This window comes from Bacillus infantis (assembly GCF_050107595.1).
Lineage (GTDB): Bacteria > Bacillota > Bacilli > Bacillales > Cytobacillaceae > Bacillus_AB > Bacillus_AB infantis_C.
Map to the genome: position 1 here is coordinate 134,783 of NZ_JBNILH010000004.1, position 20,661 is coordinate 155,443.

22 protein-coding genes are annotated in these 20,661 nt (G+C 46.9%); 5 read left to right on the top strand and 17 right to left on the bottom strand.

What is annotated here, in order from left to right; all coding sequences use genetic code 11:
* Nucleotides 1-375: 375 nt before the first annotated feature.
* Nucleotides 376-741: a transcriptional activator HxlR gene (gene hxlR / locus ACQCVH_RS09980; protein WP_426835537.1), complete on the bottom strand. Its 366-nt coding sequence runs from the start codon at nt 739-741 to the stop codon at nt 376-378.
* 164 nt (nt 742-905) lie between these two features.
* On the opposite strand from hxlR, the gene hxlA reads away from it, so the two are divergent.
* Genes hxlA through ACQCVH_RS09995 form a run of 3 tightly spaced genes read left to right on the top strand, consistent with a single transcriptional unit; the run spans nt 906 to nt 2,844 of the window.
* Nucleotides 906-1,538 (top strand): 3-hexulose-6-phosphate synthase, encoded by a 633-nt coding sequence (hxlA, locus tag ACQCVH_RS09985; RefSeq protein WP_426835538.1) that lies wholly within the window; start codon nt 906-908, stop codon nt 1,536-1,538.
* Between the two features lie 4 nt (nt 1,539-1,542).
* Complete coding sequence (gene hxlB, locus ACQCVH_RS09990) at nt 1,543-2,100, top strand: 6-phospho-3-hexuloisomerase (RefSeq protein WP_426835539.1); 558 nt, start codon at nt 1,543-1,545, stop codon at nt 2,098-2,100.
* Between the two features lie 27 nt (nt 2,101-2,127).
* Nucleotides 2,128-2,844, top strand: a complete 717-nt coding sequence (locus tag ACQCVH_RS09995; protein ID WP_426835540.1) for a 3-ketoacyl-ACP reductase — start codon at nt 2,128-2,130, stop codon at nt 2,842-2,844.
* 36 nt (nt 2,845-2,880) lie between these two features.
* Here the strand turns inward: ACQCVH_RS09995 and ACQCVH_RS10000 are convergent, their stop codons facing one another.
* From ACQCVH_RS10000 to ACQCVH_RS10035, 8 genes are all read right to left on the bottom strand, one after another.
* The gene (locus ACQCVH_RS10000; protein ID WP_426835541.1) at nt 2,881-3,948 is read right to left on the bottom strand and encodes a hypothetical protein; all 1,068 of its coding nucleotides are present in this window, start codon (nt 3,946-3,948) and stop codon (nt 2,881-2,883) included.
* Nucleotides 3,949-4,046: 98 nt separating this feature from the next.
* Nucleotides 4,047-4,823, bottom strand: a complete 777-nt coding sequence (locus tag ACQCVH_RS10005) for a sulfite exporter TauE/SafE family protein (protein ID WP_426835542.1) — start codon at nt 4,821-4,823, stop codon at nt 4,047-4,049.
* Between the two features lie 62 nt (nt 4,824-4,885).
* On the bottom strand, nt 4,886-6,013 hold the full coding sequence (locus ACQCVH_RS10010) for an MBL fold metallo-hydrolase (RefSeq protein ID WP_426835543.1): 1,128 nt from the start codon (nt 6,011-6,013) through the stop codon (nt 4,886-4,888).
* 39 nt (nt 6,014-6,052) lie between these two features.
* Nucleotides 6,053-6,628: a sulfurtransferase TusA family protein gene (locus tag ACQCVH_RS10015; RefSeq protein WP_426835544.1), complete on the bottom strand. Its 576-nt coding sequence runs from the start codon at nt 6,626-6,628 to the stop codon at nt 6,053-6,055.
* A 37-nt stretch (nt 6,629-6,665) separates the two neighbouring features.
* Complete coding sequence (locus ACQCVH_RS10020; protein ID WP_426835545.1) at nt 6,666-6,959, bottom strand: rhodanese-like domain-containing protein; 294 nt, start codon at nt 6,957-6,959, stop codon at nt 6,666-6,668.
* A 12-nt stretch (nt 6,960-6,971) separates the two neighbouring features.
* A complete protein-coding gene (locus tag ACQCVH_RS10025) occupies nt 6,972-7,451 on the bottom strand; it encodes a DsrE/DsrF/DrsH-like family protein (RefSeq protein WP_426835546.1) in 480 nt (159 codons plus the stop codon).
* Between the two features lie 54 nt (nt 7,452-7,505).
* On the bottom strand, nt 7,506-7,733 hold the full coding sequence (locus tag ACQCVH_RS10030) for a sulfurtransferase TusA family protein (RefSeq protein WP_426835547.1): 228 nt from the start codon (nt 7,731-7,733) through the stop codon (nt 7,506-7,508).
* Between the two features lie 80 nt (nt 7,734-7,813).
* Nucleotides 7,814-8,077 (bottom strand): metal-sensitive transcriptional regulator, encoded by a 264-nt coding sequence (locus ACQCVH_RS10035; protein WP_426835548.1) that lies wholly within the window; start codon nt 8,075-8,077, stop codon nt 7,814-7,816.
* A gap of 327 nt (nt 8,078-8,404) precedes the next feature.
* Here ACQCVH_RS10035 and ACQCVH_RS10040 point away from each other — a divergent pair, with 327 nt between their 5' ends.
* A complete protein-coding gene (locus tag ACQCVH_RS10040; protein ID WP_426835549.1) occupies nt 8,405-9,595 on the top strand; it encodes a cation:proton antiporter in 1,191 nt (396 codons plus the stop codon).
* Between the two features lie 35 nt (nt 9,596-9,630).
* Here ACQCVH_RS10040 and ACQCVH_RS10045 read toward each other — a convergent pair whose 3' ends face one another.
* The 7 genes from ACQCVH_RS10045 to ACQCVH_RS10075 all read right to left on the bottom strand — a co-directional run bounded on the left by ACQCVH_RS10045 (nt 9,631) and on the right by ACQCVH_RS10075 (nt 15,416).
* Nucleotides 9,631-10,455 (bottom strand): CbrC family protein, encoded by an 825-nt coding sequence (locus tag ACQCVH_RS10045; RefSeq protein WP_426835550.1) that lies wholly within the window; start codon nt 10,453-10,455, stop codon nt 9,631-9,633.
* A 56-nt stretch (nt 10,456-10,511) separates the two neighbouring features.
* A complete protein-coding gene (locus tag ACQCVH_RS10050) occupies nt 10,512-11,099 on the bottom strand; it encodes a sterol desaturase family protein (protein WP_426835822.1) in 588 nt (195 codons plus the stop codon).
* Nucleotides 11,100-11,274: 175 nt separating this feature from the next.
* The gene (locus ACQCVH_RS10055) at nt 11,275-12,438 is read right to left on the bottom strand and encodes an ABC transporter permease (protein WP_426835551.1); all 1,164 of its coding nucleotides are present in this window, start codon (nt 12,436-12,438) and stop codon (nt 11,275-11,277) included.
* A 34-nt stretch (nt 12,439-12,472) separates the two neighbouring features.
* Nucleotides 12,473-13,414 (bottom strand): ABC transporter ATP-binding protein, encoded by a 942-nt coding sequence (locus ACQCVH_RS10060; protein ID WP_426835552.1) that lies wholly within the window; start codon nt 13,412-13,414, stop codon nt 12,473-12,475.
* On the bottom strand, nt 13,411-14,283 hold the full coding sequence (locus tag ACQCVH_RS10065) for an ATP-binding cassette domain-containing protein (RefSeq protein WP_426835553.1): 873 nt from the start codon (nt 14,281-14,283) through the stop codon (nt 13,411-13,413). Before ACQCVH_RS10065 ends, ACQCVH_RS10060 begins: the two co-directional genes overlap by 4 nt.
* Before the next feature lie 2 nt (nt 14,284-14,285).
* Nucleotides 14,286-14,681 (bottom strand): GntR family transcriptional regulator, encoded by a 396-nt coding sequence (locus ACQCVH_RS10070; RefSeq protein WP_426835554.1) that lies wholly within the window; start codon nt 14,679-14,681, stop codon nt 14,286-14,288.
* Nucleotides 14,682-14,696: 15 nt separating this feature from the next.
* Entirely contained in the window at nt 14,697-15,416 is a 720-nt protein-coding gene (locus ACQCVH_RS10075; RefSeq protein WP_426835555.1) for a hypothetical protein, read from the bottom strand.
* 271 nt (nt 15,417-15,687) lie between these two features.
* On the opposite strand from ACQCVH_RS10075, the gene ACQCVH_RS10080 reads away from it, so the two are divergent.
* The gene (locus ACQCVH_RS10080) at nt 15,688-17,385 is read left to right on the top strand and encodes a methyl-accepting chemotaxis protein (RefSeq protein ID WP_426835556.1); all 1,698 of its coding nucleotides are present in this window, start codon (nt 15,688-15,690) and stop codon (nt 17,383-17,385) included.
* Between the two features lie 144 nt (nt 17,386-17,529).
* On the opposite strand, the gene ACQCVH_RS10085 is transcribed toward ACQCVH_RS10080, so the two are convergent.
* Complete coding sequence (locus tag ACQCVH_RS10085) at nt 17,530-20,661, bottom strand: MMPL family transporter (RefSeq protein WP_426835557.1); 3,132 nt, start codon at nt 20,659-20,661, stop codon at nt 17,530-17,532.

The window sequence follows — 20,661 nt, forward strand, 5'->3', positions numbered from 1 at the left end:
GTCCGTCATGCAAACTTTACTGTCCTTCAGTACATACTTACTATCCGTTGTCTAAAAATCTCGAAAAAATATCGTTTTCGCTTAGGACTTAGCGGCATTTTCCTGATCTTTTGACTTTTTTATTCCGCTAAATGGGTGTTACTGTCCATCAGCTAGGCATTTCTGTCCGTCTAAAAATTGTTACTATCCGTTCCGTAAGCGTTACTATCGGTCGCCAGCTGGTTACTATCCATCAGCATGCTTTTACTGTCTGTCACTTCAAGTTTACTGTCCCATCGGCATCGGATTACCCGTTTCTAAAATCCTCCCAATGGGACATCTTAATAAAGTCGTGATATGAAAAAAGACCGCTTCGCCTGAAGCAATCTCTTTTGGCTAATCTGCAGTCTGATCGGAATCCTGGTCAGAGTTCAGGACAGTTTCCATATAATTTTTTCCCCAGCTGTACATGGCATCCAGGATGGGCATGAGCGTCCTGCCCTGTTCAGTGAGGGAATATTCTACTTTTGGCGGCACGACTGGATAGACTTCGCGGTGGACGATGGCGTCCTCCTCCAGCTCGCGCAGCTGGTTGACGAGCATTCGCTGGGTGATTCCGGGTATGAGGGCTTTGAGTTCGCCAAATCGTTTGGTGCCTTCTTTGCCCAAATGCCATAAAATGATCATTTTCCACTTTCCGCCAATCACAGAAAGAGTCAGTTCTTTTTCACAGTTAAAGGTTTTATCCAGCATGCGGGACATCCCAATCACCTCCGAAGCCTATTATAACTCATTAGTATACTTTTAGGCACTATGTAAAATTAAAGTGCGTACTTACAAATGGGAGTTGTAATCCTTATAATGACATTCATACTGTGATATCCAATAACACAGTTCATCCCAGACTATTTGAAGGAGTGAAAGAAATGGAATTACAATTAGCATTAGACCTGGTAAACATCCCTGAAGCAATCGAGTTGGTTAAAGAAGTAGAGGAGCATATCGATGTTGTGGAAATCGGCACTCCTGTTGTCATAAATGAAGGCCTCAAGGCCGTCAAAGAAGTAAAGGAAGCATTCCCTAACCTGAAAGTGCTTGCCGATCTGAAGATCATGGATGCAGCAGGATATGAAGTCATGAAGGCATCTGAAGCTGGCGCAGACATCATCACGATTCTCGGCGCAGCGGAAGACGAGTCCATCAAAGGGGCAGTGGAAGAGGCGAAAAAGCAAGGCAAAAAAATCCTTGTTGATATGATTGCCGTCAAGGACCTCAAAGGGCGCGCAAAAGAACTGGACGAGCTTGGCGTGGACTATATTTGCGTACACACTGGGTATGACCTGCAAGCTGTGGGCCAGAACTCTTTTGAAGATCTAAAAACAATTAAAAGCGTCGTTAAAAATGCGAAAACAGCCATCGCGGGCGGAATCAAGCTTGATACCCTTCCGGAAGTGGTTAAGGCCCAGCCTGACCTGGTCATCGTCGGCGGAGGCATCACCAGCCAGGACGACAAAAAAGCTGCTGCAAGCAAAATGCAGGAAATCATCAAGCAAGGGTAAGAAGATGAATACGGCAGAATATCTGAAAAAGATACTAAACGAGCTGGAACATTCGGCAGAGGCCATTGATCCCGGGGAGGCGGAAGCACTCGCCAGCCAGATACTCGAAGCCGGAAAAGTTTTCACAGCCGGCGCCGGCAGGTCAGGCTTCATGGCAAAATCCTTTGCCATGAGGCTCATGCATATGGGGGTTGACGCCTATGTCATCGGCGAAACCGTCACGCCGGGCTTTGAGGAGAATGATCTTCTGATCATCGGGTCAGGCTCCGGCGAGACAAAGAGCCTCGTTTCCATGGCTGAAAAAGCCAGGTCGATCGGCGGTACAATAGCAGCCGCCACGATCGTCCCTGACTCATCCATCGGCAGCCTTGCTGACATCACCGTCAAAATGCCGGGAGCGACAAAGGACCAGAATGAAGGCGGGCTTACCACCATCCAGCCGATGGGATCCCTGTTCGAGCAGTCCCTTCTCCTGCTTTATGATGCCATCATCCTTCGCGTCATGGAGAAAAAAGGCCTTGATTCAGCCAAAATGTTTGGCAGACATGCCAATTTGGAGTAGTATCATATCAATAAAAGGAGTGATCATATGCAAAGCCTGAAAGGAAAAACAGCTTTAATCACAGGCGCCGGCCGAGGGATCGGCCGTGCAGCGGCAATTGCTTTCGCTAAGGAAGGCATGTCTGTGGGACTGCTTGGAAGGACACTTTCCAATCTTGAAAAAGCAGCCGAAGAGCTGAAAGAGTTTGACGTAAAAGTCTCTATTGCAGCTGCAGATGTCCAGGACAGCGAGTCCGTCAACAAAGCCGTTGAAAAGATAACGTCTGAGCTTGGCCAGATCGATATCCTGATCAATAATGCAGGCATCGCGAAATTCGGCGGCTTCCTGGAGCTCTCCCCGCAGGAGTGGGAAGACATCATCCAGGTAAACCTGATGGGCGTCTACCATGTAACACGTGCAGTCCTGCCTGGAATGATTGAAAGAAAATCCGGCGATATCATCAATATTTCTTCAAGTGCAGGCCAAAAAGGTGCTCCTGTGACCAGCGCATACAGTGCTTCCAAGTTTGCCGTTCTCGGCTTGACAGAATCACTGATGCTTGAAGTCAGAAAGCATAATATCCGGGTCAGTGCCCTGACGCCGAGCACTGTGGCGACAGATCTTGCAATTGAAACAAACCTGACTGACGGAAACCCTGAAAAAGTCATGCAGCCTGAAGATTTGGCTGAATACATGGTTGCCCAGCTGAAGCTGAACCCGCGCATTTTTATTAAAAATGCCGGAATGTGGTCGACCAATCCATAAAAATGCTTGAAGCAGACCATTTGGTCTGCTTCTTTGCTATCTCTCCCTGGCCGCCTCCACCCTTCCGACTGTAAAATAAAATGGGGACGGAAACGGGGGGCGCTGCTTATTTTTGATACAGTCCAGCATGATTTTCAGCCAGTTTCTTTCCCGATGCAGACCTGTAAAAAATATGTACAGTGTATCCCGGTCGGCCACCGTTTCCCCATAATGGCCGGAGGGGCTTCCAATGCCATGCCTGTACCACTCCTCCCCCCTATCTGCATCCAGGATGCAATAAGGATCAGAAGACCAGCTGCTGCGCTTTCCATCAGGCTCAGTCCCCTGCAGAAGCCATAAACCCTGGTGCGGAAACGGCTTTCGCCCATACAAATTGGTGCTGCGGCATACCAGCATTTCAAACCCATCCGGTGCTGAAGGGTGAACTGATGCATCATAATAGTTTTCATCCTCTCCAAACAAAGGAAAAGGGCTGCTCCAGCCTGTCACTCCATCATCACTTTCTGTATACATGATTGTATAATGCGGATATCCCTTTTTCCCTGTCTCCTGTCTTGTGGTTACATACCGCATCCTCCACTTCCCATCAATGAATCCTGCCTTAGGCTCGAGCACATTCGGGCTGCTCCCCGTTCCCCTTATTACCGGGAAGGGTATCCTCCTCCAGCCGCCGGCTGTCCTTTCAATAGCCCCGATGGAATAAGGAGCATCATTGTCGAGGACCTTTTTTGAGGCTCTTCCTGTATAATAAATCAATTCCTTTGTATCACCATTTTTTCCTTTTGCCTTCACATAGCAGGGAGTATGAAAGCCGTAATAATCCCAGCTCCCTTTTTCGGAGTTCTCAATAAGGGGTTTCGCTTTTTTCGGATTTTGATTATCCAATGCAAGCTCCCAATTATCACTGCTGAGCGCTTCCCCGTGCGGCAGTGATGCGGTGAAGATATTGTTTTTAAAATTTGTCTGAAAACCGCCGATAAACATCTGCCATTGCCCATCTATCTTAACCACATGCGGGTCCCCCAAGCCAAGGACATTGGTGACTTCGCCGTATCTTTCAATCTGGTCAAATAGCTTGACCGGCTTTTTCACAATAAACTTCATATAGAAATGTCCCCGCCTCTCATCGTTGCTATCGTTAATTTATGCTATTTATTTTTTCACATACAAAAAAACCGCCCCTCCGGAGGGGCAGCATCCTATTATAAAATATCCATCCATATCTTAATAGCTGTAGCAAAGATCAAAACAGCCAGGATTACCTGCAGCACTTTCGTATTGGCTTTTTTCCCGGCCTTTGCCCCAAGAGGAGAGGCCAGCAGGCTTGCCGCAACCATGATCAGGGCTGGCAGATAATCCACCTGTCCGGTCGAAATCTTAGCCGCGGTTGCACCGATGGAAGAAATAAATGTGATGGCAAGGGAAGATGCAATCGTCATCCTCGTTGGTATTTTCAGGATTACAAGCATAATCGGAACGAGCAGGAAGGCACCGCCGGCACCGACAATTCCTGCACCAATGCCGACGATGAGGGCAAGGGAAGCAGCAAGCCACTTATTGAAAACGACCTCATCGAGCGGTACATCATCAATCCCCTTCTTCGGAATGAACATCATCACTGCCGCAATCAATGCAAGTATGCCATACACAAGGTTGATGCCTGCTTCAGGCAGGAGCTTCGAACCAAATCCGCCGATCATGCTTCCGGCAAGGATACTGATGCCCATATAAAGGATCAGAGACTTATTTAAGAATCCGCCTTTGCGATAAGCCCATACACCGCCGAGTGTCGCAAATAGAACCTGGACCGCACTGATGCCGGTTACTTCATGCGCAGTGAATGAAGCCAAACCAAAAAGAGCCGGTATATACAGCAGCACAGGATAATTGATGATAGCACCGCCTATGCCAAGCAGCCCGGAAATAAACGATCCAACAAAGCCAAGCAGGAAAATGACGATGATTAATTCAATGCTCATGGTTCTCATCCTCCCTTTTCAGGAAAAAGCCTGCCGGGGTACTGGCAGGCACTTGCCTGTTATTACCTGACAGCACAGCGGTTTGGACCTATTTCCATTTCACGCTGCTCTTCTTCATCAGGAGTGATTCTGCCCATATTGGTTTTGCGGATTTCCTGATAGGCATTCGGCTGCGGCGGGAGGTTTTCGGTGACCAGCCTGCGGAATTCTGCCTCATCGCTGATGTTCAGGCCATGGTTTACTGCAAATAAGGTGCCCAGCTTCTTAGAAACAGAACCATCATCATTCAATTCATCAATGATCATGAAATGGGCCGGCAGAACCAGCAGCTCTTCCGACAGATCACGGTATCGCTTATACAGAGTCTCACGCAGATCCCCTACCCAGTCGTCTGCCAGACCGGCCAGATCAGGACGGCCAATGCTGTCGATGAATAAAATATCGCCTGAAAGCAAGTATTGTCCATCAATCACGAAAGATATTGATCCAATCGTATGGCCAGGAGAGTACAATGCATGGATATCAATAGCAGTTGTGCCGATTCCCACTGTTCTTCCACCTTCAAGGCTGCTGTAATCGAAAGTGACCTCGCCGGCATCCTTTGGCGGCAGCCAGTAGCTAGCGCCCGTCTGTTCAGCAAGAATTCTTCCTCCGGAAATATGGTCAGCATGAAGATGTGTGTCAAACACATGCTTGATCGCTGCGCCTTTTTCGTCAGCAAACCCTCTGTATACTTCCGTCATCCGGGCTGCATCAATAATGGCCGCTTCCCCGCCGGAAATCGCCATATAAGAAAGGCAGCCTTTCCCCAGGCGCACAAACTGGTACAGCTCTCCGCCGTCCTTCAGATCACCAACTTTGACCGGTTCAAGATGCTCGCTCCATGCCTTCATTCCGCCCTGCAGATAAGATACATCCAGCCCTTCATCGGAAAGCATCTCAGCTACCATTACGGATGAACCTTCCTTGGCACATACAACCAGGATATCTTTGTCTGCCGGCAGCTTTTCCATAATCTCCCCGACGCCGTCCAAAAGATCGAAATAGGGAATATTCAAATACTGAAAATGGTCTCCTTCCATTTTCCAATCCTCGAATGCATCATGATTGCGGACATCAAGAATGAACATTTCTTCTTTTTGAATTACTTTTTGCGCAGCTTCCTTAGCAGGCATTGCTTTTACAGCCAACCCGATTACCCCCTACCGTATTTTTCGGTTTAAAAATTTTTATTGATTCATACTGGCTGATGGTCCATTCCACTGGCTCATGCCAGGGATCACGTTTTTGACATTCTTGAAGCCTTTGTCATCAAGCATCCTTGCAGCAAGATCGCTTCTGCTGCCTGTCCGGCAGACTACATAGACCGGCAAGCCCCCGTCCAATTCTCCAGCGCGCTCCTCCAGCTCTCCTAATGGGATGGAGACAGCGCCAGGAATGTGGTGGAAAGCAAATTCTGCAGATTCCCGTACATCCAGCACAATGATATCGCCGTCTTCTGCCACAAGCTTCTCAAGATCATCATTGCTGACAACATGAGGATGCTTTTTCTCCTGCACCTCTTCGCCGCTTGCTTTGCGGAGATAGTGCTTTAGCACGCCTTCCTCTTCAACAGTTCCAAGATACTGATGGCCGGCACTTTCAGCCCATGCCTTCAAATCTGCCTTTGATCCTTTATCCGTAGCAAGCACCTCCAGCACTTCACCTGCATTCATCCCGGTAATCTTTTTCTTCGTTTTGACAATCGGCATAGGGCATGCAAGCCCTTTTGCATCAAGAGTGGAATCTGTCTTAATCTGTGTCATCTTTAAACCTCCCAGGGTATATAAGTTCTTAAAAAAATTACTTTGTCTGCCCTTCCCAGGCAAGCATTCCGCCCTCCATATTAACAACCTTGAAGCCATGGGATTCAAGCAGCTGGCACGCCCTTCCGCTGCGGCCTCCTGACCGGCATACAAGGACATATTCTTTATCTTTATCAAGCTCATGCATCCGGAATTCAAGGAGTCCAAGCGGAATATTGACGCTATCAGGAATACGGCCTTCTTTTACCTCATCCACTTCCCGGACATCCACAATATTGAGCATTCCATTTTCCAGCTTGCTTTCTACTTCTTTAGCTGACCATTTCTCCATTGTGTTGCCCTCCTATATAAACAGATTTACATTGCCGTCTTCGGCATCACCAAGATAAGCTGCAACACCAGCATATTCAATATTGTCAAGCAGCTCCTCCTGCTGCAGTCCGAGCAAATCCATCGTCATCGTACAGGCAACCAGTTTTACATCCTGTTCCTGGGCCATCTCGATCAGCTGCGGCAGCGGGAGTGCATTATGCTTTTCCATGACACCTTTGATCATCTTAGGCCCAAGCCCTGCGAAGTGCATCTTTGAAAGCCCCATTTTATCGGCTCCCCTTGGCATCATCCTGCCGAACATCTTTTCCATGAATCCTTTTTTCACCATAGTATTCTCATCTTTCCGAAGAGCATTCAATCCCCAGAAAGTATGGAAAATGGTAACTTCGTGATCATAAGCTGCAGCGCCGTTCGCAATGATATAGGCTGCCATTGCTTTATCATAATCTCCGCTAAAAAGGACAATCGTTGTTCTTTTCTTCTCTGACATTCTAATCCCCCTCATCTAATATACACTACCGGGTATATAACCCTGCAAAAAAAATCAGCCCTTTTTAATGTAAAAAGTAAATACGCCTGCTTCTTCCTTCATATCAACCAGTTCATGGCCTGTTGATGAAGCCCATGCTTTCAGATCGCTCTTCGCTCCCTTGTCAGTCGCCAGAACCTCTAATACCTGTCCTGTTTCAAGCTCACCGATTGCCTTCTTTGTTTTAACGATCGGCATTGGGCAAGCCAAGCCTTTTGCATCTAGTACTTTATTGCTGTTCATGAAAATTCCTCCTTGGATAATTATTTTATTTTAATACCCTGTGGGGTATATGGTATTTCAAAATAAAAAGGATGTCAACCCTATCTGCTTCTTACAAGCAGATTGACTGCTTCCTTTATCATCTCTTCCGGCTCCAGAGTGCCATCTTCATCGGCATCTTTCATGCATTCCACAAGATTTGTGCTCACGATTAGGCCGATTGCCCGGTCAATTGCCGACCTTGCAGCAGACAGCTGGGTAATGACATCCTTGCAATCTGCATCTTCTTCAATCATGCGCATAATGCCGCGCATTTGCCCTTCGACCCGCTTAATCCGGTTCTTCGTGCCATTATTATATTCCAAAGGATGCCCCCTCCATTCTTTTGCGGACGCCGCTTTGTTCGGCGGCCATAAACCAATAATATACCCTGGTAGGTATTTTGTCAATGCTCCAAATCTAAATTTGCGGTAATTCAGCAGAGCAGGCGCTTAAATACCGGTGTTAGGGCTGATAAATGGGCGGAAAGTCTTTAATTCCTGCCGGCCTCTTCATATGCTGCAAACTCCCTGTATCAACAGCGGTGGCATTCAGCATTCCAGTACCCGAACGATAAAGATACCCACTCGGCTAAAGTTTTTATCTGCCTGCAAAAGGGTAATTTTCTATAAAATGCGAAAGGGGGAAAGAGCATGGAGCCGATAAAAATAATTTTGCTGCTTTTGCTGGGCTATATTGTTTTTACCATGGATAAAAAGAAAAAGCTGTTCCCTGGTCCGCCTGTATTGGTGCTGATAGGAATCGGCCTTTCTTTTATAAGCTATTTTGCGTCGCTTCATATCGGAAAGGAAATTTTATATGATATTTTTCTGCCTTCATTATTATTCATTTCGGCATATCGATTTCCTCCAGCCGCCCTGAAAAAGAATGCGGGTATGATTGGCTTTCTTAGTACAGCAGGCCTTTTGATCACAGCGCTGCTCCTTGGGGCTGCCATTTATTATTTTGCCAACCTTTTCGTTACCATCAGCTTCCTCGGAAGCCTGATGATTGCGGCCATTCTTACACCGACCGACCCGGTTTCCGTCATTTCCATCCTTAAGGAGGCGTCCTCCGACCCGAGGGTAAGCGAAATTGTCGAAGGTGAGTCCATGATCAATGACGGGACAAGCTTTGTCCTGTTCACTGTACTGACAGGGATGTTTGCCAGAGGGGAATCTTTTTCGGTTCTTTCGTTTGCAAAAGACTTTCTTTTTGTATCTCTCGGGGGTATTTTTCTTGGACTTATATGCGGCTGGATCGTCAGCAAGGCCGTCCATGTGACCGAGCGGAATGATTATCAGGTGATGCTCAGCATCATTCTTTCGTACGGAATCTTCTATACAGCCGAGCTTGCAGGCGTTTCCGGCGTGCTGGCCACGGTTTCTGCCGGCATCATGCTGTCATGGGAGTTCAATCATACGAATAAGGAAGACCATTACCTTGAATCGCTCGACAGCTTCTGGGGAATAATCGAGCCGACCATCATTTCCCTTGTCTTTCTTATGATTGGAATTGAAGCAACCAGCCATCTGACCATTGATCATTGGGGCATTGCCTTTGTCATTTTTGCTATGAGCATCCTGATCCGATTTGCTGTCATTCATGGAACCGTCCTAGCCTTGCCAAAAGAAAGGAAGCTGTTCAGCTGGCGGGAATCGTCCATCATATCATGGGCCGGCATTAAAGGGACCATGTCGGTCGTTCTTCTGCTGATACTCGATGCAGCACAAACCACCAGGGCGGATATGATCATTTCGCTGACCTTTACAGCGGTCATCTTATCTTTGATTATTCAGAGCTCGACCATTTATCCGCTTTCCAAAGGGCTTATTAGAAAATAAGAAAAGCTGCCTTCAGAGGCAGCTTTTCTTATTTTCTATGGCATATCGGCAGTCATTCTATGCTGTCCGCAATGGAGACACTGGAAAAGATGTCCCACAGCATATTTATTAAGGATGCGCTTCATCTCTGCTGTACTAACGTTAAACATATCTGCCTCAGCTAAGAGGTCTGCTGTCAGCTCTTCTTCCAGATGAGCGATATCATCCCACTTGAATCTGCCAATATACGCGCAAAAATCATGGCAATGCTGCTGCCATTCCACCTCCTGCCAAGACAAGATCCCCGGTGTCTTTGCATTCAGTTCTTCAGTTTTATTGATGTCCTGCGATTCCAGCCAGCCAGTATTAAATTGCACTTTACATTCACTCGCAGCCCTGCCGCTCGAAAGGCAATCTATACAGATAACCTCTATATCACTTTCCCCAAAATGTCCGCCTCCGGAAAAAAAGTGGCTGGTCCTGCAGCATACCTGGCACTCATCTTCATAGAAATCAAGTATCCCCAGTTCATACACGTTGGGATGGTATCGAAAAGCAGGCAGTTCATTCACTGTTTTGAATTGGGCGATTTCCTCTTCCAATTCTTGAAGAGAGATTTCTTTCCTTCCCGTTTGGTTCTTTCTATAAATCGTGAATTGTCCTCCCAAACCGCCGGTAAGTTCAGCAATTTTCTTCACCCTTAGCATTCTGTCATACTGTTTTTCCTGTAAAAAATACACCTCTTGTCTGCTGGTCACAGCAGATCTGAAAGGCATAAAATCGTTATCGCCCACCATGCTTTTTACCCGGGGAAAAAACTTACCTTTTTGATCATTGGGCATTTCAGCCATGTTAATTTCCAATACAATTTCGTTTGCCAAGAATGTTCCCCATTTCATTATCTTTCTGTATAAATTATTATAATGAACCTTTTCAATTAGGACGAGAGCTTCTTTTCCATTGTCCGATTTTCCAGATCCTTCACCGTTTTGCTTGTTTCCACTTCCTTCTCATCCTTTAACGTCCCAAACAGAGCATCGACAAAAGGGGTTGAGACACCATACCAATAGTTTTCATTTTTAAAATGGTGAAGGATATGCGTCTTTTTCAGCCATATTCCAAATTTGGATTTCGGTTTGATCGGGCGGTGGGCTACATAATGCTTCCATTCATAGATCAGCAGCATGAGCACAAGGCCGAGGCTGAATGACACAGTATCAGGCAGCGAACCAGTAAAAAAGAAAAAGATGAGGGCAAGGACCGACAAGTTCGGCAAACTGTACCAGACCGGCAGAAACAGCAGCTTCAAATCATTGGGATATTTGTGGTGTTCATAGTGGATACGCTTTAAGAAAGCCAAAAAGAGAGCATTCTTAGGCGGGTTAAGATGGAATAGAAAGCGGTGTGTCAGATATTCACTGAACATAAATGTAAGCATTCCCCCTGCTGTAAAGACCAGGAGCTGCCAGCCGGCACCGAATACCGCTGTATACCAAATGAGCCCGGCACCAAAGAGGCATGACATGATGACGATATCAGGGTGAAAGAAGAAATCCTTATAAATGCCTTTGCTTTTCAATTACTTCACACTCCCGTCTATTATGTCCAATATATTCTTGGATATATTATATGTCAATATTTTCTGAATATTTTCCATGCTATGAAAAAGCCTGGATGGACTTCATCCAGGCTTCCACTATTCATTCCGCTTTACTCAGCCACTTCCACATTTCCTGCGGAGTGGCATTTTTGCCGTGCATTAAGATTCCAACCTTAAAGATCTTCCCTGCTGCTTTCATCAATAAAATAATACTGGCCAGGAGGACGGCAGCAGCCAGAAGCAATTCTACCCATGGCCACTCCTCCATGACCGACAGCCTCATGATCCATACCCCAGGGGCAGTGAATGGGATATAAGAGCCCGCAATGGCAATTATTCCTTCAGGATCTGATAATACTGGCTTGATTAGCAGAAGCGGTGCAAAAGGAAGCATTAGTATAAAGCCCTGAAAATTGCTGGCAGAGTTTACATCCTCCACGGTTGCACCCATCCCTGCAAAAACAGCGGCAAACAGCAGATAGCCAAGGATCGCAAACAGCATAAGGACCAATGTTTCCGGAACTGCGAGATACTGGATCAGCGGTACATCAAGCCTCCATGATGCGGCCGGGATGACGAACAGAAGCCAGACGGCCACCTGGATGATGCCAAGGGTAAAATAACCGATGATTTTCCCCTGCATCAGTTCACCGGATGTCAGGGAAGACAGCATAATTTCAGCTATTTTATCTTTTTTCTCCTGGGACGCGCTCTGAAAGATCATCATCCCAGATATCACGACTGAAAACAGGACGACACCTGCTGTGATCCCAGGAATCAATCGTTCATATAAATCCTCTCCGGCTGCTGTATCCTTCGCTTCAATCGCTTCAAAGCTGATATTCTGTGAAACTGCTGCCAGCTCCTCTTCATTAAGCGCCAGCTGGCTCAGCTGAAAGGCGCGCAGCGGCTGCTCCAGCAGAATGGCTTGCTGCAGAACATCATCCGGCACTCCTTCACTCTTGTATATGGGGAAAAGCCCCGCATCAAGCTCGTTCTCTGTCAGCGGAATATAGACCGTATTTTCAGCAGTCTCCAGCTTACCCAGAATTTCGCTCTCTGGGGCATCTGTCAGCTCGATGTCCCAATCAAGCCCTGCCAAAATTCCTTCTGTGCCATTCCATAAACCCAGTTCATCCTTTATTATCACATTAACCGGCTCGGGCTCATCCTGGAAATGGTCCATCACTGATGGCAATATGGCAAAGAGCAGGAAGCTTAGAGGCGTCAGCAAAAGCGAAATGACGAAGGATTTATTTTTCATATTTCGTTTTATCTCCCATTTGGCTACCTTTAAGCTATTGCGCAATTCTATGACCCTCTTTCTGTATAGGATGCTTTCCTGATGCAATGTCTATGAATATTTCATGGAGGGAAACACGGTCGATGGACAGCTCCTGGACGGCCAGCTGGTCAGGCAGCTGCTTCAGCCACCTGGCTGGATGTACATTGCTGTCGAGATAAAGGACTGACACATCGCCTTTTTGCTCCACCCTTTGCACGTGAGGAATTTCTACCAGCAGTGCCGCTGCATTTGCCCCTCGGATTGTGCATTTATAGTTCGCATACTCTTTTTTCACTTCTTCCACCGTTCCTGCAAGGACTCTTTGCCCTTTATGTATCATAAAGAGCCGGTCACACATTTCCTCCACCATATTCATCTGATGCGAGGAAAGCAGAATAGCCGTTCCTTTATCCGCAAGCTCCCGGATTTCTTTTTTGAAAACCTCCTGGCTGACTGGATCAAGCCCGGAAAAAGGCTCATCAAGGATGAGCAGGCGGGGCTCATGGAGGACAGAGGCGATAAACTGGATTTTCTGCCCCATCCCTTTGGACAATTCCTCCAGCTTGGCCTTCTCCTTCCCTTCCATATTGAACTTAGCCAAATACTCAAGAATCCGCCCTTTTGCCTTTTTCAAAGGGTAGTCCTTTAACTCAGCAAGATAGAGCAGCATATCCATCACTTTGACATTTTTATAAAGGCCCCTTTCTTCAGGCAGGTAGCCGATCAGGTGGCGGGGAATGCTTTTTCCTGAAGAATGCCCATGAAAGGTGATATCTCCTTCATCCGGCAGAATAATTCCCATGATGCTGCGGATCGAGGTGGATTTGCCGGCGCCATTAGGACCAAGGATGGCCATGATTTCACCCTCATTCACCGAAAAAGAAATATCCTTCAGCACCTGCTTTTCTTTATATGACTTGCCGATTCCTTCAACAGAGAGTACCTTCCCGGTCAATTTCTCCACCCCTTTTCCTGTTTTGGCTGCCGAAGCATGATGGTCAGGGCTTCTTCAAGCTCCGGGACCTCTTCCTCCAAAATTGCTATGCCAGCTTTTTTAAAATAACTTTCTGCTTCCAGGGCTGCCGAGGTTATGACCATCCGATTCCCCTGGCGTGATACTTCACCGGGTATGCTGGAATCCGGCAGCTGGCCCACCCAATACTTTTTAAACTTGAGGGCCAATTTATCTTTTTCAAAATGCCCAGTGATTTCTCCATCCCTCATAAAAAGGATATAATCGGCCAGTTTGCGGATATCCTCCGCCTGATGGGTCGCAATGATCATTGTCTTGTCTCCCCGCTCCATCCACTCAGCAAGCAATTCCATCAAAAGATGCTTAGCAGGTATATCCATGGAGGCAGACGGTTCATCCAAAAGAAGAATCTCTGTATCCCTGGGAAGAGTCAATGCAAGGTTAAGCTTCTGCTGGGCACCTTGGGAGAGTTTTCCGTAAGGCTTATCAAGCCGAACTGAAAATCGGCTCACAATTTCGTCAAACAGCTGCTTATCCCAGGAAGGGTACCATCTCGAAACAAGTGAATACAGCTCATATCCGGTAAGCGCGCTGACGCCGTTTAGTGTCTGAGGCTGATAAGCGATGCTCTGCTTCCATGACTCTCCCTCTGAAATCGGGCGCCCGTTTATCCTGATATCCCCTTTATCTCTTTTGGCCAGATTCATCATTAATTTTAACAGGGTGCTTTTTCCTGATGAGTTATTGCCGATCAGAGCTGTGATGGTCCCTGGCTCAAATCTTGCATCCAAAGGGCCCAGTTTAAAGCCGTCTATCTCTTTTTCAAGTCCGGTGATTTCTATTGACATCATCTTCATTCCTCCCCGTTCTTTATTTTTTCTATGACTCTATGAAAAATCTCTTCAATTTCTTCAAGTGTGCAGTCATAGTTCATGGCTGTCCGGATGCCATTTTCGAGCGCCTGATAGACTGAACTGTGCTTAACATCCGCCTTTTCCGATTCAGCCACCTCGGCCACAAAGGTTCCCTTTCCCTGGATCGTGTTGATGAAGCCTTTATATTCAAGATCCTGATAAGCCCTTCTCGTTGTGATGACACTTACCTCAAGATCCTTCGAGAGGGAGCGGATGGACGGGAGCGGCGATCCTGCCGGGAGCACACCGCTCGCAATCAAAGCTTTTATCTGTCCCTCAATCTGGTGGTAGATGGGAACGCGGGATTCCTTGGATAATCTGATAGGTAGCTCCAAGCGGTTTCCTCCTTTCTATGACAGATAGTCGATTGTTGCCATTTTCTTCAGCATGTATTTTTTATAGAAGAGCGTACAGGCCGCCGCTGCTGCTATTGCCAGCAACGAAGTTAATAGCGGCCATTTCCCCGCGGCCATAATCGTCCAGCCGACAAGGCCGCTGCTGTAGGTATTGAAAAGGATGACAGCTGCAATTCCTCCGCCATACAGCATAATGCTGTAAATGACCATGCGGGTGCGATTGATCATATCGCCAGCTTCGATTGCCGGGAAAGACAGTCCAAAGAAAATGCTGAAAGCAAGCCACATAAGCGAAAAGGCAGCAAATCCGCCCATTCCCAGCTCACTGTTCAGACTTGGACTAAAGCTGTACAGCAGAATCATAAAAATCAGCTGCGCTGGGATAACGGTCATAAAATAAGTCAAAAAACGGCTTTTCACCAAAATCCCTTTCCCAATCGGCAGCTGGCTCAGCGTCATGAAATAAGGGGAGGCCCATACATCTCTTTGCACCTTTTGAGATTGGAAGTCTTTTGTCCTCGACCAGGCCGCCGAGAATCCGAATAAAATCATAAACATAAAATCCACAATGGCAGTTTTGCCAATACCGAGCGAAAAAGCTAAAACGGTTACCCCAAGAAACAGGACAGTATTGAGTATTAGCTGTATAAAACCTCTTGCTGATTTGCCCAGTTCGAATTTAACGAGCCACATTGCTTCTTTCCATTCATTCAATTTTGATTCCTCCCACTGTTATACTGTTTATATCTATATACACAGTATAAAGGGGAGAGGACTTTATTTCCAGTCTTTTAACCATATTTTTTGAAATCCAGGTCCCCGGCTCATGCTTTTATTTAACACTTGCCTTCTCATGGTAAATCCCGCGAAAAGGCTGCTTCAATAATTTTAAGCCATGATTTTCGAAAGACTAAACACTCAAAATTATATGCCGATAATAAATTGGCGAATTTGTTAAAATAAAAGGGAAAGAGGAATTTGCATCATGAAGTTATCAATCAAACAGAAATTAATAGGAAGCTTCCTAATTGTATCCATCATTTTTGGCATTGCTTCCTTTATTTCATACCAGAACATGAAAGACTCCAATGAATCGTATGATTATGTAGTTGAAGTTGTTGCTGAACTAAGGGCCGTGACACAATCCATCCAGACAGACGCTGCCCTCCAGTCAGGCTATTACCGTGCCTTTATGTTATACGATGAAAACAGTGAACGCTACAGAGATTCAATGAATGAGGCAAACGATCGAATTAATGCATCTATTGAAAAAGGTAAAGAGCTGGCCACCCTGCCGGAAACGGATGAACGCCTGAATGACATCCAGACAGCTAATAAAAAGTTTGAAGAATTGGCTAACCAAATCATGGACGAAAGCAGTGCCGATAAAGAGAAAGCAATTGCCGATGGCTTAAAGCTGATTGTCCCGATCAGTGATCGTCTGACAGAAAGTACGCTTTCAATGCATGACTGGCTGAAGAATGACATCCTGGATGCCAGATTCAAAGAAACACAGGACCAATCACACCAAGCCAGGCTGACCTTGCTTTTACTGAGTGTTCTCGCCACAGCCATCGCCATAGCAAGCGGCGTTGTCATATCCATTTTCATTTCGCGCCCTATTGTCAAATTAGGAGGCTTAGCAAAGCAAGTGGCTGGCGGAAACCTCAACGTGGATGCATTACAGCTGAAAAGCAAAGACGAGGTTTATCATTTAAATCAATCCTTTGAACAAATGACAAGTAACCTGAAGGATATGATCAGCTCTATTGCCGTTAATTCAGATTTGGTTGCCGCATCGGCAGAGCAGTTGAATGCGAGCGCGGAACAATCATCCATCGCCAGCGAAACTGTTTCATCTGCCATCCAGGAGATTGCCGGCGGAGCTGAAGCAACTACAGCAAATCTGGAAAATAATTCAAAATCCTTGAATGAAGTGCTGCAGGGCATCTTACATATCTCGGAAAGCACAGCCCATGTAGCCGAGCTTTCAAGAAAGACGACTAAAGAGGCAGAAGAAGGGGGCAAACAGGTTTCTGAAAACTTAGGACAGATGAAATCCATTCATCATTCGATCAAAAGGTCCAATCAAGTGATTTCTTCCTTGTCCAACCGCTCAAAAGAGATAGGTTCAATCTCCGATGTGATCAGCGGGATTGCCGATCAGACAAATCTTCTGGCTTTAAATGCGGCCATTGAAGCAGCAAGAGCGGGGGAGCATGGGAAAGGATTTGCCGTGGTAGCTGATGAAGTGCGCAAGCTGGCCGAACAATCCCAGGCATCGACAAAGAGTATTGCTGAGCTGATCGCTTTGATCCAGGAGGACACAGAAGAATCAGTAAAAATCATGGATGAAGCAGTTTCCAATGCTGAAGAAGGCGTCAAAGTATCAGAGCAGACCTCTGACAAATTTGCTGAAATATTAACCAGCACCCAAAATATCACACCGCTGATTGAACAAGTTACTGCCACTGTCCAGCAGATCTCCGCCAATATAGAGGAAGCAACGAATGCGGCTATGGAAGTTTCTATGATGGCCCAGGAAAACGCGGCAAGCTCGGAAGAAGCGGCGGCATCAACAGAGGAACAGCTTGCCTCAATGGAAGAAATCCATTCATCTTCCCAGGCATTGGCACAGATGGCCGAGGAGTTAAAGGGGACAGTAGATAAGTTTAAAATCTAAGCACGGTCCATAAGTCACTCATATTTTATGAGTGGCTTTTTTGCAGTGTAAAAGGAAAATTTTCAAGCCATCAGAAAAGTCATGAAGTTCATAAAGAAACACCGCCCTGTTAAGCAGGACGGTGTTTCCGCGGCTTAAAGCCTTTTATTCATTTGTTCCCCTTCTAAATGGCCACCAGTTTGCCTGGCCGAAGTTTTTCACCATGACCGGGATAAACAGCGGCAGGATGATGAACGCATACAGCAGGAGTCCGACCAGTATGATCGAAGCAATCTGCAGCAATGACAGCATGCCGGATGGCATCATCGCCGCGAATGTACCGCCAAGGATGACAACGGCCGAGATGATGACAGTTCCCATCTTTTTCATCGCCATCAGCATCGCATCTGCTACCGAAAGGTCTTTATATTCATTGAAGCGGTCCATAAGGAAGATGCTGTAATCCACCCCGAGCGCGACAAGAATGACGAAACCGAAGAACGGCACAGCCCAGCTGATGCCTGTATAGCCGAGAATATCCACGAAGATTACTTCGTTCATCGCCATGGAAGTATAATACGTCAGGATCAATGACCCGATAATATAGACTGGCATAATGATAGAACGGAACAGGAATACAAGAATGATAGAAATACCGACGAGCATCAGCACGACTGTGCGGGAATAATCCTTGCCTGACATCTCATCAAGATCTGCATTCGTACTTGTAATCCCGCCCAATGCAAGTTTCGCATTTTCAAGCTTTGTATCTTTTGTCGCCCTCTCCACGGCATCCTTGATTTCAGGAACCTGATTGATGGCTTCATTTGAATACGGATTTGCTTCAAAAATGACATCCAGTGTCATGACTTTGCGGTCTTTCGACATATACGCATCTACCGCCTGGTCGAAATCGTCGCTTTCCAGGACCTCTTCCGGCAGATAGAAAGCATTCAGTGAATCTGACTGCGACAGTCCGGACAGATAGTCCTGTGCGGAGCCCAGTCCGTCTGATACCTGATTCAGCCCATCCACACTCTGATTGAGGCCGTCTGTCAGCTCGCCCAGCTGGCCGCCGAGGCTGCCGAAGCCGTCCAGGAGCTGCTTCTGGCCATCATTGACCCCTGCAAGTCCGTTTGACAGCTGCGGGAATCCATTGACAATCTGGCCCTGGCCGTCTGCCAGCTGTTCGAGGCCGGCCTGCTGCTGCTCGATGCCGGTGATGATTTTCTGAAGTCCGCCGGCCAAATTCTGCTGGCCGCCGAGAGCCCGGCTGAATCCGTCATTTGCCTTGTTAAGTCCAGACTTCACGCCTGCCAGCCCGCCATTAAGCTGTGACAAGCCTTCTGCCAGTGGTTTAATATTTGCCTGTACATTCTGAACAGTTCCTTTAATTTTTTTGTAGGAATCGTTTTCAGCTATACCTTGATAATTGTCTTCCAATACAGAAAAATCATCTGGAGTAATGCCTGCCAAGGCATCTGAAAGGCTGTTTAATCCTTTACCGATTTTTGTGTATTGGTCTTGCAGGCCACTTACTCCAGTTGCTGCTTCCTTATAACCGCCAAGCAATTTATTATAATTGGCAAGAAGCTCTTCCGCCCCCGCCTTTGTTTCCTCCAGCCCCTTTTTCAGCTCAGTGGATCCAGCTGTTCCCTGGCGGAGGCCATCTTCAATTTTTGCCAGATTGTTTTCAATTTCTGATAGGCCGTTCTGGATTTCGCCTGTTCCTGATATCAAAGTTCCGATGCCAGAAACAGCCTGATCAAGCTCCGGCTCTGATTTTGACAGCTCGCTTCCTGCTTCCTGAAGCCCGTCGCTGATCTGGTCAAGTCCGTCTTTTCCTTCTCCTAGGCCATCTTCAAGGCTTTCCGCCTGCTTGGAGACAAAGAAATCTTCAATAGGCTCACCTGTCGGCCTTGTTACAGACCGGACAGTATCGACCAGGTCCACTTTTTCCAGCTCCTGGCTGATTTTTTCTGCAAGGGCGATATATTCGGCAGAATCCATCCGCTCATCATTCTGAAGCACAATTTGCGTTGGCATTGATTCACCAGGGCCAAAGCTGCCGCTGATGGCATCAAATGCCTTGATGGACGGTACATCCCCGCTGATTTCCTCAAGGGAGTTATAAGAAAGATCTCCGTCATACACCACAAGGAACGGCACACAGACTGCCGCAACAATCAATAGTGCGATGAATGGGCGGGCAAGAGAAAAGCGCCCGACTGTACCCCAAAGCTTACTTTCACCATGTTCAGCGGTACTTTTTGATGGCCAGAAGATCTTTTGGCCGAGCACAGCCATAAAGAATGGAACCACTGTGAACAGGGCGATCAGCAGCAGTGCCACCCCGACAGCAACAGCTGAGGCTGACTGATACAGCTTAAACTGGGAGAATCCGATGGCTGCAAAGCCGATCATGACCGCCAATCCGCTGAAGAATACGGTGCGGCCGGCATTCTTGTATGTGGCAACAATCGCATCTCCCGTTGATTCGCTGTGAGCCAATTCTTCTTTAAAGCGGCTCAGCAGCAGGATGCAGTAATCAGTCCCGATACCGAAGAGAACGGCAACCAGGAAGATCTGCGTATAGTTGGAAATCGGGAAATCCACTTTATCCACCAGGATGGATACAATTGATTGTGAAGCCAGATAAGAAAATCCAACCGTCAGCAGCGGAATGACCGGCGCCACGATAGACCTGAATACCAGGAACAGGACAACGAGGATAAACACCACGGTAATCCCCTCTGTTTTCTTCAGGCCTTCCTCAGAGCTGGTGGTCAGATCTTCATTGATCATCCAGTTGCTCGTATAATAATGGTCAACATCCGCATCTTCAATGGTTTCATACAGGGCATCGCTCAGCTCGCCTGCTTCGCGGCCGTTCCAGCTGATGCTCAATGATGCTAGAATCGATTTTCCATCATCGGAAACAAGCTGGTCTTTCAGGCTTTCTTCTGTAAAATGGGAGAGAATTTGTGTAATCCCAAGCTCCTCTTTATTTGCTTCCAGATTATTGATGGCTTCCTCAGCTTCTTTTATCTGGTCTGCCGACAGCTTTTTATCATCATGAAAAACAAGGGCAACAGAGGTCTCATCGCCTCCGCCTTCCTGCTTCTGCACTTCATCCATGATCTGGCCGGCCAGCTTGGAGGAATACTCCTCCGGCACATCCACCTGTCCTTTTTCACGGACAAGATCAGCCATATTCGGGGCCAGCAAAAACAATCCGGCAATGACTGCAATCCACGCAATAATGACAAACCATTTTCTCTTAATTATTGTATACAC

What these genes read in the sequence shown, in the direction of transcription:
- hxlR (WP_426835537.1), bottom strand. Translation starts at nt 741, where the DNA reads ATGTCCCGCATGCTGGATAAAACCTTTAACTGTGAAAAAGAACTGACT.
- hxlA (WP_426835538.1), top strand. Translation starts at nt 906, where the DNA reads ATGGAATTACAATTAGCATTAGACCTGGTAAACATCCCTGAAGCAATC.
- hxlB (WP_426835539.1), top strand. Translation starts at nt 1,543, where the DNA reads ATGAATACGGCAGAATATCTGAAAAAGATACTAAACGAGCTGGAACAT.
- ACQCVH_RS09995 (WP_426835540.1), top strand. Translation starts at nt 2,128, where the DNA reads ATGCAAAGCCTGAAAGGAAAAACAGCTTTAATCACAGGCGCCGGCCGA.
- ACQCVH_RS10000 (WP_426835541.1), bottom strand. Translation starts at nt 3,948, where the DNA reads ATGAAGTTTATTGTGAAAAAGCCGGTCAAGCTATTTGACCAGATTGAA.
- ACQCVH_RS10005 (WP_426835542.1), bottom strand. Translation starts at nt 4,823, where the DNA reads ATGAGCATTGAATTAATCATCGTCATTTTCCTGCTTGGCTTTGTTGGA.
- ACQCVH_RS10015 (WP_426835544.1), bottom strand. Translation starts at nt 6,628, where the DNA reads ATGACACAGATTAAGACAGATTCCACTCTTGATGCAAAAGGGCTTGCA.
- ACQCVH_RS10020 (WP_426835545.1), bottom strand. Translation starts at nt 6,959, where the DNA reads ATGGAGAAATGGTCAGCTAAAGAAGTAGAAAGCAAGCTGGAAAATGGA.
- ACQCVH_RS10025 (WP_426835546.1), bottom strand. Translation starts at nt 7,451, where the DNA reads ATGTCAGAGAAGAAAAGAACAACGATTGTCCTTTTTAGCGGAGATTAT.
- ACQCVH_RS10030 (WP_426835547.1), bottom strand. Translation starts at nt 7,733, where the DNA reads ATGAACAGCAATAAAGTACTAGATGCAAAAGGCTTGGCTTGCCCAATG.
- ACQCVH_RS10040 (WP_426835549.1), top strand. Translation starts at nt 8,405, where the DNA reads ATGGAGCCGATAAAAATAATTTTGCTGCTTTTGCTGGGCTATATTGTT.
- ACQCVH_RS10050 (WP_426835822.1), bottom strand. Translation starts at nt 11,099, where the DNA reads ATGTCATGCCTCTTTGGTGCCGGGCTCATTTGGTATACAGCGGTATTC.
- ACQCVH_RS10055 (WP_426835551.1), bottom strand. Translation starts at nt 12,438, where the DNA reads ATGAAAAATAAATCCTTCGTCATTTCGCTTTTGCTGACGCCTCTAAGC.
- ACQCVH_RS10065 (WP_426835553.1), bottom strand. Translation starts at nt 14,283, where the DNA reads ATGATGTCAATAGAAATCACCGGACTTGAAAAAGAGATAGACGGCTTT.
- ACQCVH_RS10080 (WP_426835556.1), top strand. Translation starts at nt 15,688, where the DNA reads ATGAAGTTATCAATCAAACAGAAATTAATAGGAAGCTTCCTAATTGTA.